The sequence below is a fragment of the Sphingomonas beigongshangi genome (assembly GCF_016820445.1).
Taxonomy (GTDB): Bacteria; Pseudomonadota; Alphaproteobacteria; order Sphingomonadales; family Sphingomonadaceae; genus Sphingomonas; species Sphingomonas beigongshangi.
Genome location: NZ_JADHDT010000002.1, coordinates 433,971 through 448,445 on the forward strand (window position 1 = coordinate 433,971; position 14,475 = coordinate 448,445).

12 protein-coding genes and 1 tRNA gene are annotated in these 14,475 nt (G+C 67.6%); 8 read left to right on the plus strand and 5 right to left on the minus strand.

Features of this window, described 5'->3' with window-relative positions; genetic code table 11:
- Nucleotides 1–134 precede the first annotated feature (134 nt).
- A complete protein-coding gene (locus IQ292_RS05375; RefSeq protein WP_203309264.1) occupies nucleotides 135–1,019 on the plus strand; it encodes a bestrophin family protein in 885 nt (294 codons plus the stop codon).
- Nucleotides 1,020–1,040: 21 nt separating this feature from the next.
- Here IQ292_RS05375 and IQ292_RS05380 read toward each other — a convergent pair whose 3' ends face one another.
- Nucleotides 1,041–2,453, minus strand: coding sequence for a sigma-54-dependent transcriptional regulator (locus tag IQ292_RS05380; protein WP_203309265.1), 1,413 nt, complete (start codon nucleotides 2,451–2,453; stop codon nucleotides 1,041–1,043).
- 162 nt (nucleotides 2,454–2,615) lie between these two features.
- Here IQ292_RS05380 and IQ292_RS05385 point away from each other — a divergent pair, with 162 nt between their 5' ends.
- The 6 genes from IQ292_RS05385 to IQ292_RS05410 all read left to right on the plus strand — a co-directional run bounded on the left by IQ292_RS05385 (nucleotide 2,616) and on the right by IQ292_RS05410 (nucleotide 7,168).
- Nucleotides 2,616–2,738: an aa3-type cytochrome c oxidase subunit IV gene (locus IQ292_RS05385; RefSeq protein ID WP_238940804.1), complete on the plus strand. Its 123-nt coding sequence runs from the start codon at nucleotides 2,616–2,618 to the stop codon at nucleotides 2,736–2,738.
- Nucleotides 2,739–2,748: 10 nt separating this feature from the next.
- Complete coding sequence (locus tag IQ292_RS05390; RefSeq protein ID WP_203309266.1) at nucleotides 2,749–3,873, plus strand: Re/Si-specific NAD(P)(+) transhydrogenase subunit alpha; 1,125 nt, start codon at nucleotides 2,749–2,751, stop codon at nucleotides 3,871–3,873.
- Nucleotides 3,874–4,011: 138 nt separating this feature from the next.
- Nucleotides 4,012–4,314, plus strand: coding sequence for an NAD(P) transhydrogenase subunit alpha part 2 (locus tag IQ292_RS05395; RefSeq protein ID WP_203309267.1), 303 nt, complete (start codon nucleotides 4,012–4,014; stop codon nucleotides 4,312–4,314).
- Between the two features lie 97 nt (nucleotides 4,315–4,411).
- A complete protein-coding gene (locus tag IQ292_RS05400) occupies nucleotides 4,412–5,932 on the plus strand; it encodes an NAD(P)(+) transhydrogenase (Re/Si-specific) subunit beta (RefSeq protein WP_203309268.1) in 1,521 nt (506 codons plus the stop codon).
- Between the two features lie 132 nt (nucleotides 5,933–6,064).
- Nucleotides 6,065–7,018, plus strand: coding sequence for a MarR family winged helix-turn-helix transcriptional regulator (locus IQ292_RS05405; protein ID WP_203309269.1), 954 nt, complete (start codon nucleotides 6,065–6,067; stop codon nucleotides 7,016–7,018).
- A gap of 74 nt (nucleotides 7,019–7,092) precedes the next feature.
- A tRNA-Val gene (locus tag IQ292_RS05410) sits at nucleotides 7,093–7,168 on the plus strand.
- Nucleotides 7,169–7,181: 13 nt separating this feature from the next.
- Here IQ292_RS05410 and IQ292_RS05415 read toward each other — a convergent pair.
- From IQ292_RS05415 to IQ292_RS05425, 3 genes are read right to left on the minus strand one after another with little or no spacing between them, the layout of a single operon-like run.
- Nucleotides 7,182–7,595 carry a hypothetical protein gene (locus IQ292_RS05415; RefSeq protein WP_203309270.1) on the minus strand — a complete coding sequence of 138 codons (414 nt, stop codon included), beginning with the start codon at nucleotides 7,593–7,595 and terminating at the stop codon, nucleotides 7,182–7,184.
- Between the two features lie 50 nt (nucleotides 7,596–7,645).
- On the minus strand, nucleotides 7,646–8,389 hold the full coding sequence (locus IQ292_RS05420; RefSeq protein WP_203309271.1) for a hypothetical protein: 744 nt from the start codon (nucleotides 8,387–8,389) through the stop codon (nucleotides 7,646–7,648).
- A 7-nt stretch (nucleotides 8,390–8,396) separates the two neighbouring features.
- On the minus strand, nucleotides 8,397–9,605 hold the full coding sequence (locus tag IQ292_RS05425) for a toxic anion resistance protein (protein WP_203309272.1): 1,209 nt from the start codon (nucleotides 9,603–9,605) through the stop codon (nucleotides 8,397–8,399).
- A 373-nt stretch (nucleotides 9,606–9,978) separates the two neighbouring features.
- Between IQ292_RS05425 and typA the strand changes: the two genes are divergently transcribed.
- A complete protein-coding gene (typA, locus tag IQ292_RS05430) occupies nucleotides 9,979–11,802 on the plus strand; it encodes a translational GTPase TypA (RefSeq protein WP_203309273.1) in 1,824 nt (607 codons plus the stop codon).
- 199 nt (nucleotides 11,803–12,001) lie between these two features.
- On the opposite strand, the gene IQ292_RS05435 is transcribed toward typA, so the two are convergent.
- Nucleotides 12,002–14,320: a TonB-dependent receptor gene (locus tag IQ292_RS05435; RefSeq protein ID WP_203309376.1), complete on the minus strand. Its 2,319-nt coding sequence runs from the start codon at nucleotides 14,318–14,320 to the stop codon at nucleotides 12,002–12,004.
- Nucleotides 14,321–14,475 lie beyond the last annotated feature (155 nt).

Below are 14,475 nucleotides of genomic sequence, written 5' to 3' on the forward strand. Positions count from 1 at the left end.
TTTGCAACGCAGCAATCCGAGGACAGAGACGTTGGGCAGCTAAGAGCTTTTGTGGCCGATCCGATCGGAACAATGTCCGACCAAGGTGGATCGGCCATGCAGCCTGCCCTTAATCGAGCGGACAAAGAGGAATCATGATCGTCGATGCCACCCCCCGTCTGCGCCAGATCGTCGCCGAGGTCTGGCGCCCGCTGACCATCCTGTTCTTCTGGGACGTCGCGGTGACCGTCACTTACTATTTCCTGCCCTTTCGCGCGCCGTCGCTGCCGCTGACGCTGTTCGGCACGGTGCTGGCGCTGTTCCTCGGCTTTCGCAGCAATTCGGCCTATGCGCGCTGGTGGGAGGGGCGCTCGCTCTGGGGGCTGATGATCAACGCCTCGCGCAACCTCAGCCGCGAGGCGCGCAACTTCCTGCCGGGCGACGAGGCGCGCGACCTGCGCCGCTCGATCGTGTTGCGCCAGATCGCTTATGTGAACGCGCTCCGCTGCCAGCTTCGTCGCCAGCCGGTCGACGAACAGGTGCTGCGATTCCTGTCGCGCGGCGAGGCGACCCCGTCGCTGTCGCGAACCAACATCGCGAATGGGCTGCTCGACGGCACCGGTCGGCGGATCGACGATGCCAGGCGTCAGGGCTGGATCGACACCATCCAGCAGACGCAGATGGAATCGGTGCTGGTCGACATCGCCAATGCGCAGGGCGGCATGGAGCGGTTGAAGAACACCCCGCTGCCCAATCAATACCGCTTCTTCCCGACGCTGTTCGTGCACCTGTTCTGCGTGCTGCTGCCCATCGGCCTCGTCGAGACGCTGGGGTTCGCGACGCCGCTCGGATCGACGATGGCGGGTCTGATGTTCCTCGCGGTGCTCGCGATCGGCGACGATCTGGTCGATCCCTTCGCCAATACCGTCCACGATCTGCCGCTGTCGGCGATGTGCCGCACGATCGAGATCGACCTGCTCCAGTCGATCGGCGACGAAGCGCCGGCTCCGCTGCAGCCGGAGCATGGCGTACTCTGGTGACGCGGCGCGTGTCGCACGCGATCAGGCGGCGTTGTCGATGCCCAGCTCGCCGAGCTTGCGATACAAGGTCGACCGACCGATCCCGAGCCGCCGCGCGACCTCCGTCATCCGGCCGCGATAATGGCCGATGGCGAGTCGGATGACATCGGCCTCGATGTCCTCCAGCGGACGCAGATTGCCGTCCGGCCGGAACAGCGTGACCCCCGCGCCCGATGCGGGCGCGACGACGCCGCCGCGACGCTGGCCGAGCGCGGCGATCTGCGGGAAGTCGGCGCGCGTCAGCGCATCGCCCTCACACAGGATCGCGGCGCGGAACAATGCGTTCTGCAACTGCCGCACGTTGCCCGGCCAATCGTAGCCGACGAGCAGCGCCAGCGCCTCGTCGGTGATGCCAAGCGGACGAAGTCCCGGCTGGTGCGCGATCCGCGCCAGCAGGTGCCGGGCCAATGCGGGAATGTCGCCGGATCGCTCGCGCAGGGGCGGGATCGTCACCTGCACGACGTTGAGCCGGTAATAGAGGTCTTCGCGGAACCGGCCGGCCTCGACCTCCTCGATCAGCCGCTTGTTGGTCGCGGCGATCACGCGGACGTCGACCTCGCGGGCGTGGCGCGCGCCGATCGGCTGTACCTCTCCCGACTGCAGCACGCGCAACAGCTTGACCTGCGCGTCGAGCGGCATTTCGCCGACCTCGTCCAGGAACAGGGTACCGCCGTCGGCATCGACGAATTTGCCGATCTTGCGCTCGAACGCGCCGGTGAAGGCGCCCTTCTCGTGCCCGAACAGCTCCGATTCGACGAGGTTCGCGGGGATGGCGCCGCAGTTGACCGTCACCATCGGTCGCCGCGCGCGTGGGCTGGCGGCGTGGATCGCATCCGCGACCACTTCCTTGCCGACGCCGCTCTCGCCTTCGATCAGCACCGGCACGCGCGCGCGCGCCGCCTTGGCGGCGATGGCCAGCGCGGCGCGGAACTCGGGCGCGGAGCCGACGATCTCGTCGAAGGCGAGCAGCGCGGGGATCTTCTCGGTCAGCGGGCGCAACTCTCCCGCCGCGGTGCCCGCGACCGCCGCCTCGAGCGCGGCGAGCAGCCGTTCCGGGGCAAGCGGCTTGACCAGGAAGTCGGTGGCGCCCGCGCGCATGGCGGCTACCGCATGCGCGACCGATCCGTTCGCGGTCAGCATCAGGATCGGCAGCGCCGGACGCTGGCTGCGCAGCGCCGCGATCGCGTCCGCCGTATCCGCGTCGGGCGCCCGGTGGTCGAGCAATATCGCATCCAGCTGCATGCCGTCCTGCGTGCCGAGCTGCGCCAGGGCCATCTCGCCGTCATTGGCGAAGATGGAGCGCCACCCGGCGCGCGCCGCCAGCGCGGCGACCAGCCTGCGCTGTGCCGGTTCGTCGTCGATCAGCAAAAGCAACCGCTGTCCGTTACGGGTCATCGTCGATCTCGTCCCATTTCGGATCATCGCTTAGCCCGGCGACGGTAAAGGTCGGCTTAAGCGCATCGTACGTGCCGCTGCTTGACGGCGGCGGAGCTTTGCGGGCAGGGTTCGTTCCGGACCAGAACGACCCCTGCAGGGGTGCAAGCCAGGGAACAGAGGATGGCCGGCAACGGGGACATGCACGCGCACGAGGCGACCTATGGCAGCGTCATCGGGATGCTGAAGTGGGGCGCGGTCGGGTGTGCGATCATCGCCGCCTTCGTGATCTGGCTGATCGCGTAAGGATCGCGCCATGAAGATCGCCGTCCTCCGCGAACGAGCAGACGGCGAGCGTCGCGTTGCCGCGACCCCCGAAACCGTCCGCAAATTCGGTGCGCTCGGTGCCGAAGTTGCCGTCGAATCGGGGGCGGGGTCGGCCGCCTCCTACGACGATGCCGGCTATGCCGAGGCGGGGGCACGCATCGGCGACCGTGGGGCGACGCTAGCGGGGGCGGACATCGTCCTGGGCGTGCAAGGACCCGACCCGGCGGAACTCGGCGCTGTGTCGCCGGGCGCCTGGATCGTCGCGGGGCTCAACCCCTTCGGCGCGCGCGACCGGGTCGACGCCTATGCGGCGGCGGGGCTGGAGGCGCTGGCGATGGAGCTGATGCCGCGGATCACGCGCGCGCAGTCCATGGATATCCTGTCGTCCCAGTCGAACCTGTCGGGGTACAAGGCGGTGCTCGACGCGGCGGCGGCATATGGCCGCGCCTTTCCGATGATGATGACGGCGGCGGGCACCGTCAGCGCCGCGCGGGTGTTCGTGATGGGCGTCGGCGTCGCCGGGCTGCAGGCGATCGCCACCGCGCGTCGGCTGGGGGCGCAGGTCTCCGCCACCGACGTCCGCTCCGCGACCAAGGAACAGATCCTAAGCCTCGGCGCCAAGCCGGTGTTCGTCGAAAATGTCGCCGGCATCGAGGGCGAGGGCGCCGGGGGCTATGCCGGCGAGATGAGCCCGGCATATCAGGCGGCGCAGGCCGAACTCGTCTCCGCGCACATCGCCCGGCAGGACATCGTCATCACCACGGCGCTCATCCCAGGCCGCCCCGCGCCGCGGCTGATCAGCGACGCGCAGGTGGCGAGCATGAAGCCGGGCAGCGTCATCGTCGACCTCGCGGTCGAGCAGGGCGGCAATGTCGAAGGCGCCGTCCCGGGCGAGATCGTCGAGCGGCACGGCGTCCGCATCGTCGGTCATCGCAACGTGCCCTCGCGCCTGGCGGCGGATGCCTCGGCGCTGTTCGCGCGCAATCTCTACAACTTCCTGTCGACCTTCTGGGACAAGGAGGCGGGGCGACCCGTGCTGGATGCGGAGATCGGCGATGCGATCCGCCTGACGCGCGACGGGCAGGTGGTTCACGCCCGGCTGCTCGGCGCATGAACCGCCCGTCCCGACTCCCGATGCCGCCTTGCGACCCAGGGGAAGGCGTGGGGACGGCAGAGCGGCGCGACGGGTCGCCCGATTCGCCGACGTGGAAAGCCGGGCCGGCGCCCGTGCGATCGGTAGGAGACTGAAACCATGGACTTCGTCGCGATCCTGTCGATCTTCGTGCTCGCCTGCTTCGTCGGCTATTACGTGGTCTGGTCGGTCACGCCGGCGCTGCACACCCCGCTGATGGCGGTGACCAATGCGATCTCGTCGGTGATCATCGTCGGCGCGCTGATCGCCGGGGCGGCGGCGGGGTCGCCGGTGGCGAAGTGGCTGGGGCTTGCCGCCGTCGTGCTCGCCAGCATCAACATCTTCGGCGGCTTCGCGGTCACGCAGCGGATGCTCGCCATGTACAAGAAGAAGGACCGGCCGGCGGCCGCCGCGAAGCACTGAACGCGTCACCCCGGCGCGGGCCGGGGTCCACTCATCCACTTGCGCTCGCGGCGCGGTGGATCCCGGCTTCCGCCGGGATGACGGCAAGGGGGACAGGATGGAACACGCAACCGCCGGCAGCTCGTTCGCGGCGCTCGCCTATCTGATCGCCGGGGTGTGCTTCATCCTCGCGCTGCGCGGCCTGTCGTCGCCGACCTCCAGCCAGCGCGGCAATCGCTTCGGCATGATCGGCATGACGATCGCGGTGGTGACGACGTTGGTGACCCACGTGCCGCTTCAGGCGGTCGGCCTCGTGCTGACGGACCCATCCGGCGTGGTCGCTTCGACCGGACCGTTGTTCGAGCGGATCGACTGGCTCACCGTCCTCGAAATCCTCGCCGCCATAGGCATCGGCGCGGTGATCGGCATCAGCACCGCGCGCCGCATCGCGATGACCGCGATGCCGCAGCTCGTCGCCGCCTTCCACAGCCTCGTCGGCCTCGCCGCGGTGCTGGTCGCCGCCGCCGCCTATCTCAACCCTTCCGCGTTCGGCATCGCCGACCTCGTCGTGCCGCTGATCGGCCCGCCCTTCGCCGTCATCCATCAGGTCAGCCGGATCGAGATGGGCCTGGGCGTCGCGATCGGCGCGATCACCTTTTCCGGCAGCGTCATCGCGTTCCTGAAGCTCAACGGCAACATGGGCGGCAAGCCGATCCTGCTGCCCGGTCGCCACGTCCTCAACCTCGGCGTGCTGGCCGCCATCCTGTTGCTCGTCGCCTATTTCACGCAGGACCAGAGCCCCTGGGTGTTCTGGACGATCACCGCGCTCAGCTTCGCGATCGGCTTCCTGCTCATCATCCCGATCGGCGGCGCGGACATGCCGGTCGTGGTCAGCATGCTCAACAGCTATTCGGGCTGGGCGGCGGCGGCGATGGGCTTCACGCTGCACAACAGCGCGATGATCATCACCGGCGCGCTGGTCGGATCGTCGGGCGCGATCCTCAGCTACATCATGTGCCGCGCGATGAACCGCAGCTTCCTCAGCGTCATCGCGGGCGGCTTCGGCGCGGATTCGGGTGGCGCCAGCGGCGGCGCGGCGCAGGTGGACCGGCCGTGGAAGCGGGGCTCGGCGGAGGATGCCGCCTTCCTGATGAGCCAGGCCGAGCAGGTCGTCATCGTTCCCGGCTATGGCATGGCGGTGGCGCAGGCGCAGCACGTGCTGCGCGAGATGGCCGACAAGCTCAAGGCGCATGGCGTCCGCGTCAAATATGCGATCCATCCCGTCGCGGGCCGCATGCCGGGGCATATGAACGTGCTGCTCGCCGAAGCGAACGTGCCCTATGACGAGGTATTCGAGCTGGAGGACATCAACGCCGAATTCGCCCAGACCGATGTCGCCTTCGTCATCGGCGCAAACGATGTCACTAACCCCGCCGCCAAGACGGACAAGTCATCCCCCATCTATGGCATGCCCGTGCTCGACGTCGAAAAGGCGAAGACGGTGCTGTTCGTCAAGCGATCGATGGGGGGCGTCGGCTATGCCGGCGTCGACAACGACGTCTTCTATCGTGACAACACGATGATGTTGCTCGCCGATGCCAAGAAGATGGTCGAGGACATCGTCAAAAGCTTGGACTGATCGCCGTCGCATCCGTTATGGATGGAAAATGGTCGCACGCGGACGGGCGTGGCGAGCTTCCCCTCCGAAACGGAGAGGAATCCGCACGCTGACCCGCTTATCAAGGACCTATCCTATCGTCATGGGGGGACGATGACGACGAGCGGCCTTGCGACGGGATATGCCACGACGACACGGCCGGTGCTCCTGATCGCCGAGGCGTCGATGGCGAGCGATGCCGAACAGGCTATCGCGCGTGCCGGGAGCCGGATGCTGCGGCGGATCGGCTGGGCCGATGTGCCGCACCGACTGGCGGAACCGATGCTCGCGCCGCTGCTCATGGCGGAGGCGCGCGGCGTGGCAGCCGATGTCCTCGATCTGGCGCTGGCGCGGCTCGAGGGTTTTGCCGTCGCGCTCGACGTGCCGCTGATCCTCAGCTTCGGACGCGATCAGCTCGACCAGGTCGCCGCCGCACTGTCTCTCGCCGAGGTCACGCTGCTGTGCGACCCCGAACCCTTCGACCGCATCCTCGCGCTGGCCATGGCCGGCCATCCGCACGGCCCGCCCATGCTGAGCGACAGCCTGCGCGAGAACGACGGGGTGAGGTTGCAGCGGCTCAACGACGAGGTGGCGCGGATCGCGGAAATCCTGGCGCGGCTCGCGCGGGCCGACCACGGCCCGGGCGGCGATGCCTATGATCTGGCGGACCGGCATCGCGGCTATGACGCAGGCCCCACCAGCGGCGGCGAGCCCGTCGAGCCGACCGAAGTCCGCAGGCTGATCCAGCTGCGCCGCCTGCGCGGCAAGTTCTTCGGTGGCTTTGGACAGGGCCTGTTCGAGGATCCGGCATGGGACATGCTGCTCGACCTGTACGCGGCCGAGCTGGAGGACCGGCAGGTCAGCGTATCGAGCCTGTGCATCGCCGCTGCAGTCGCGCCGACCACGGCGCTGCGCTGGATCGCCAAGATGACGGACCTGGGTCTGCTCGCGCGCCATCCCGACCCCGCCGACCGTCGCCGGGCGTTCATGGCCCTGTCGCGGCGCGCGTCGGAGGCGATGCGCAACTACATGGTCGCGGCGCGCCGCGTAGAGGGAAGTTTGGGCTGATCGACGCCGCCGCGATGCGACGGGGCTTGCGCGGACGCCGCCGCTTTGGCATCGCCCGTCACACCCGCAATCGGGGGCGCTTAGCTCAGCTGGTAGAGCGGCTCGTTTACACCGAGTAGGTCGGCGGTTCGAACCCGTCAGCGCCCACCATCCGCGCCGCGGTTCAGGAGCCCGGCCACCGATCGCGCATCGGCCGCTGGATCGGGCAGGCCTTCCCTCTCAAATCCCACGCCTGCTGATGGCGATCCGCCGTCTGTCCGTCACGAAGCATCGCCAGCATCGCGTCGCGCGGCGTGGCGCCGACCTGCGTGTCCGGCGCATCGATCTGCGCACGGATGGCACGCAGCGCCTCGGCGACCCGGCGCTGCCGTGCCGGGGACGGCGAACCGCGCGTGATCGCCCGCCACATCGCGTCGAAGGGGCCGCGATCACGGCGCCCCGGCGGTATGGCGGCATGAAGGAACGCGAGGACGAAGCGCAGCAACGAATCGGGCGCGACCGATTCGCTGCGCGCGCGCGCCGCCGATTCATCGAGCGCGCTCAGCGCCTTGGCCACCAGGTCGTCATCGAGTCGCATGGGATGCGCATGGAACACATCATGAACGCGATCCGCAACCCCCGAGCGTCTCAGCCCTGGCGATTGTCCGGAGCAGGCTCATCGCCGCGGTATTTCACCTCGAGATAGCGGCCGCGGGTCGACAGGCTGTCGAGATCGTCCTGCGCCAGCCGCCGCGTCATGTCGGCGATCTCCTGCTCGATCAGACGCAAGCCCGCGACGAGTTCGGTATCGGGCGTGCGACCGTTGCGCTCGACCTTGCGCAACGGCTCGGGCACGCGGGCATAATCGTTGACGAAGGCGGGGAGTTGCTCGCCGATCAACCGCCGCACCTCATAGGCTTCCTCGTCGCGGCCCTCCAGCCGCCCCAGCTGCGGGGACAGCGTCTCGAGCCGCTGGCCGATCTGGTCGACGATCGCGCGCGCCGGCGCGGGCAGGGCGGGACGCTGCGCCTCGAGCCAACGCTCCGTCTTCGCCGGCAGCGCCTTGATGTCACCCTCGCGCAGCGCGCGTTCGCTCGGCGCCCGCGCGGCGGGGGCGAGGCCGATGAGCAACGTCGCCGCCACCATCAGCAAAAGCACGCCGAGCGCACCGAAGATGCCGAGCGGAAAGATCATGCCCAGAATTGCCGCCGCGATCAGGATCGCCGCGTCGACCGCCGCGATCACCGCGAGCCGCCGCCCGGCGCTGACCGCGCGCCGCTTCAGCCGCTTGCCGTGGACGCGATACTGGTCGCGCACCTGCCCGCCGTAATCCGCACTGATCCGCGCCATCGTGGCGCGCGCGCGGGCGATCTGTTCGTCGACTTCGGTCATCTCGGCCTTACAACGATTCCAGGCGATATTGGTCGCCGGGGCCCTTCAGCGCCCCCTGCGTGGCACCTTCGGCGCGCGCGATATAGCCCTTCGACTTCTCGACCTCGTTGCCGAGCGCGTTGACCGTGGTCTTCATCGAATCGAGCGCCTTGACCTTGAAGGTGTCGATCGCGTCCATCGTGTCGTAGATGTTCTGGAACGCGCGCTGCAGCGTCTCCAGCGGGATCGTCGAGGCGGCGGCCTGCTCGTGGATCGCGGCGGTGTTCGAGCGCAGCAGCTTGCCGGTCGAATCGATGATGTTCGCGGTCGTCGTGTTGAGCTGCGTGATGCTTTCTAGCACCAGTTTCTGGTTGGTCAGCGCCTGCGCCACCGTCACCGCGGTGCGCAGCGCGGACACGGTCGTGGTCGAGGCGCGATCGACGCCCTTGATCAGCTCGACGTTATTCTTCTTGACGAGGTCGAGCGCCAGATAGCCCTGCACCGTCACCGCCATCTGCGTCAGCAGGTCCTGCGTGCGCTGGCGGGTGTAGAACAGCGCGGTCTCGCGGATCGCCTTAGCCTTGGCGGGATCGGTGTGGTCGAGGTCGTTGGCGGTCTCTTCCAGCTTCGCGTCCATTGCCTTGGACAGATGGATCATCTGCTCCAGCCGGCCCATCGCGGACCAGAGATTGGCGCGCTCGGTGTCGATCGCGGCGTTGTCCATCAACAGCTCGTCCTTGCCGGACGCCAGGCTCTTCAGGATCGAGCTGATATGCGTCTGCGACGATTTGTAGCTGTCGAAATAGTCGCGCATCTTCGACCCGAACGGGATCACGCCGAAGATCTTCTTCGGCCCCGACAGCGCGCCCTTCTTACCGGGATCGAGATCCTCGATCACACGACGCAGCTGCGCCAGATCGGCGCCGACGCCCGTGTCCTTGTCCATCGCGCGGATCGGGCGATCGAGAAAGCGGTTGGACTGGCCCGCCGCCTCGCGGATCTCCTTCGCGCCCATCGCGGTGATCGCATCGACGCGCTTGCCGAATTCGGGGCTGTTGACGTCCTCCGCCACCAGGTCGCGCACGAAAGTGTCGACGCGCTGCTCGAGCTGCGACTTCTTGGTGTCGTCGATTGGCACCAGCCCGGCGGCACGCTCCGCCTGCACCGTCGGCACGGGATCGGGCGGGGTCAGCACCAGGTCCGGTTGCGCGGTCAGCGTGTCGGCGGAAGTGGCCATCGTCGTCCTCCAGCGGGCATCGGCCCGGTCGTCCTTCGCAATGTGCCGGTTGCCGGCGCGGGGTTCAAGTGTGTCATGCGAATAATACGCTTATAGCGATGCCATGGCGTCCGGTCACGTGCGGACAGGTACGTGCGGACAGGCACGCGCGGACATGGACGACGTGGACGGCCCGCCCGCGTCGAAACCGCTTCCGTGCGAGGGCAAAGCGATCGGGAGGAGACGGCGTCACATGGCCTTGCGTCACGGCCTGTCCGATCGCCCGGCGTCCTCCCACGACCCCGCCGCACCCGGGTCCGCCGCCCGCCCTTCCCGCGGCGCAACAAATCCGCTATGGGCGCGCGAACTTCCCTCTTCCCGATCAGGATTTCCCATGAGCCTCCGCAACGTGGCGATCATCGCGCACGTCGATCACGGCAAGACCACGCTCGTCGACCAGCTGTTCCGCCAGTCCGGCACCTTCCGCGACAACCAGCGCGTCGAGGAACGCGCGATGGATTCGAACGACCTCGAAAAGGAGCGCGGGATCACCATCCTCGCCAAGCCGACGTCGGTCGAATGGCAGGGCACGCGTATCAACATCGTCGACACGCCCGGCCACGCCGACTTCGGCGGCGAGGTGGAGCGCATCCTGTCGATGGTCGACGGCGTCATCCTGCTCGTCGATTCGTCGGAAGGCGCGATGCCGCAGACGAAGTTCGTCACCGGCAAGGCGCTGGCGCTGGGCCTGAAGCCGATCGTCGTCGTCAACAAGGTCGACCGCGCCGACGCGCGCATCCAGGAAGTGCTGGACGAGGTGTTCGACTTGTTCGTGTCGCTCGACGCGAACGACGAGCAGCTCGACTTCCCCGTGCTCTATGCGTCGGGTCGCAACGGCTATGCCTCGACCGACATGGACGCGCGCGAGGGCACGCTGACCCCGATGTTCGAGCTGATCGTCAGCCACGTGCCCGAGCCGAAGGTCGACGTCGACGCGCCGTTCAGCTTCCTGGTGACGCTGCTCGACCGCGACAACTTCCTGGGCCGCATCCTGACGGGCCGCGTCAACACCGGCACGCTCAAGCTCAACCAGGCGATCCACGCGCTCGACGCCGACGGCAACGTCATCGAGACGGGCCGCGCGTCGAAGATCATGTCGTTCCGCGGGCTGGAGCGCGTGCCGGTCGAGGAAGCGCAGGCGGGCGACATCATCAGCCTCGCCGGCCTGACCATCGCGACGGTCGCCAACACGATCGCCGACGTCAGCGTCTCAACCCCGATCAAGGCGCAGCCGATCGATCCGCCGACGCTGTCGATGCGCTTCGCCGTCAACGATTCGCCGATGGCGGGTCGCGAGGGCAGCAAGGTGACGAGCCGCATGATCCGCGACCGCCTGATGCGCGAGGCGGAATCGAACGTCGCGATCAAAGTGACCGAGAGCGAGGATCGCGACAGCTTCGAGGTCGCCGGCCGCGGCGAACTGCAGCTGGGCGTGCTGATCGAGACGATGCGCCGCGAGGGCTTCGAGCTCGGCATCAGCCGGCCGCGCGTGCTGTTCGGCGAGGACGAGGACGGCAAGAAGACCGAGCCGTACGAGACCGTCGTGATCGACGTCGACGACGAATATTCGGGCACGGTCGTCGACAAGATGAACCAGCGCAAGGCCGAGATGACCGATATGCGCCCGTCGGGCGGCGGCAAGACGCGCATCACCTTCTCCGCGCCGAGCCGCGGCCTGATCGGCTATCACGGCGAGTTCCTGTCGGACACGCGCGGCACCGGCATCATGAACCGGCTGTTCGAGAAGTACGGTCCGCACAAGGGCAACATCGAAGGCCGCAAGAACGGCGTGCTGATCTCGAACGGCGCCGGCGAGGCGCAGGGCTATGCGCTGGGGCCGCTCGAGGAGCGCGGCATCCTGTTCGTCGGCCACGGCGAGGCGCTGTACGAGGGCATGATCATCGGCGAGAACGCCAAGACGGATGACCTCGAGGTCAATCCGATGAAGGCGAAGCAGCTGACCAACTTCCGCGCCAGCGGCGGCAAGGACGACGCGATCCGCCTGACCCCGCCGAAGAAGATGACGCTGGAGCAGGCGATCGCCTATATCGACGATGACGAGATGGTCGAAGTCACGCCCAAGTCGATCCGGCTGCGCAAGCGCTACCTCGACCCGCACGAGCGCAAGCGCGCCAGCCGCGCGAAGCAGGCGGCCTGACTGTTTCGGGCTTCGGCCAAAAGGAAGGGCCGGTGGAGCGATCCACCGGCCCTTTTTTCATGCCCCGGGAGAGCAGCGTTCGGACGTTCCGTCATCCCGCGGTGCGGGCGTCGTACCGTCCATCCACCGTTCCCCAAACACACACGCCGTCGCGTTTGAGTAACGGTGGATGGAGGGCGAAGCAGAGTAAGCTAAGCTCTTACTTGAACCGCCCGCTCAGCGAGACGCCGATGATGCGGGGCTCGTTGAAGACGGCGGCCATGTAGTTCTCGATCACGCCCTTCAGGTTCTTCTGGTTGGTGATGTTGCGCGCGAAAGCGGCGACCTCATAGGCGTTGTCCGGCGTGGTGTAGCCGATCTTCAGGCCACCCTCGAAGTTGCCGTCCGCGTAGAACTCCTTCGTCCGATAGAGGACGAAATTCGTATAGCCCTGGACGTTCCAGTCGGTCGCGGCGAACAGCTTCCCGCCATTGGCGAGCGGCACGTCGTAGCGCGCGGTGGCGTTCAGGTTCCACTTGGGCGCGTTGGGCAGCGGGTTGCCGTCGATCTGCGCGAAGGTGTTGGCGCCGACCTTGATCGTCGGGTCGAGCACGGTGCACACGACGACGCCGTTGAGCTGGCAGACCTGCGCATAGACGCGGCTGTCCTCGATCTTCGACTTGAGCGCGCTGGCGCCGAGCGTGATCGCCAGGTTGCGCACCGGACGGAATTCCGCGTCCAGCTCCATGCCCCAGGCGCGCGCCTTGTTGGCGTTGAACAGCACGCCGTTGCCGTTGATGTCGTTGCCGTTCAGCTGGATGTCGTCGACGGTGTAGGTGAACAGCGCGGTGTTGAGCCGCAGGCGACCGTCGAGGAAGATGCCCTTCGAGCCGATTTCATAGGAGGTGATCGTCTCGCTGTTCGCGGTGGTGAAATCGGAGTTGAACACCGCCGAACGGCCCTGGATCGTCGGGCCGCGGAAACCGCGCGCGACGCGGGCATAGACGCTGTTTTCCGGATCGACCTGGTAGAGCGCCGACACGTCCCAGCTCGGCGTGGTGTCGGACAGGCGCACGTAGCGACGGCCGCCATAGGTCGAGACGTTGGCGATCGTGTTCGCGGTCTTGACCAGCGCGGTCTTCTTCGTGTCGTTCGTCTCGCGCGCGCCGGCGGTGATGGTGAAGTCCGGCGTCACCTTGAAGCTGGCCTGGCCGAAGGCGGCCCAGCTGGTGTTGTTGTCGCGCAGCCGCACCCAGTTGTTTGGATTAGGCAGCGTGCCGTTGACGTCCGGCTTCAGCAGGAAATAGGCCCGCTGGTAGAAGTCCGTCGTGTCCTTCTGGTTGAAGTAGAAGCCGCCGAACTGCCAGGTGAAGCGCTGGTCGCCGGGCGAGGCGAGGCGCACCTCCTGCGTATATTGGTCGAGGTCGCGGATGTTGCCCTGGCTCTGGCCGAAGCCATTGGCGCGGCCGCCGACCGGATAATTGGCCGCCGCACCGCCGTCGGTATCGCCGCGGCTGAAGCCCGAGGTCGTCTCATAGGCGCTGATCGAGGTCAGCGTCGCCGCGCCGAAGTCGTAGGCGGCGTTCACCGACCAGCCGTAGGTGTCGTAATTCTGCGGGTTGTTCTGCGCCTCGTCATAGGCGACGCGGTCGCGCGGCTCGGCATCGACCGAATTGGAGCCCTTCACCAGCGCGGCGCGATGGAACAGCGTCGAGGTGCCCTCATAGCCGCGCGCATGGCCGGAGACGTTGACGGTGAAGCGGTCCGTCGGCGTCAGCAGGATCTGGAGGCGCGCGTCCTTTTCGGTGAAGCCGCCCATCGCGTTGCGGAGCGGCGTCGTCGTGCCGTCGGGGCTCGAGCCGGTGAAGACGTTGTCGACCCAGTCGTTGCGATGCTGGATCAGGCCCGACAGGCGGATCGCCACCTTGTCGGTGACGATCGGACCGCCGACGCCCGCGTCATAGGTGAAGGTGCCGTACTCGCCGGCGGAGGCAGACATTCTCCCCTGCCAGGTCTGCGTCGGACGGATCGTGTCGAACTTGATGATGCCGGCGGTCGTGTTGCGGCCGAACAAGGATCCCTGCGGACCGCGCAGGACTTCGACCTGGGCGACGTCGTAGACGGGATTGGACTTGAGCACGACATGCTCGAGAACGACATCGTCCTGGATGATGGATACGGGCTGGCTGGCGCCCAGGTAGAAATCGATGTTGCCGAGACCGCGGATATAATAGCGCGGGAAGATGCGGCCCGTGGTGGTTTCCGCAAAGAGTCCGGGGACGCGACCCGACAGCGCCAGCGTATCCTCGCCGCCCGACTGGAAGGCGCGCAGGTCGCTGCCGCCGACGACGGCGACCGACAGCGGCACGCGCTGCAAATTCTCCGCGCGGCGTTCCGCGGTGACGACGATGTCGCCCACTTCGCCCGCATCGGTCGAGGCGGTTTCGACCGACGGGTCGGTCGCACCGGCCTGTGCGGGTGCGGTCGTCGATTGCGCGAGGGCGGGCGAGGCGGCGCCGGCGACGCCGACGAGCAGCATGGCTTTCAGAAGATGACGATTGGTCACGAAGGTCCCCTTTGATGATTCGGCAAAGGAGGCGTGGCCGTGCCGTCTCGTCCGCGCCGTTCCCGGCGCCGTCTCCGCACGTCTGTCGATGGTCCCGCCCCCCTGGCGTCGCGCCCGGCTAGCCGCGG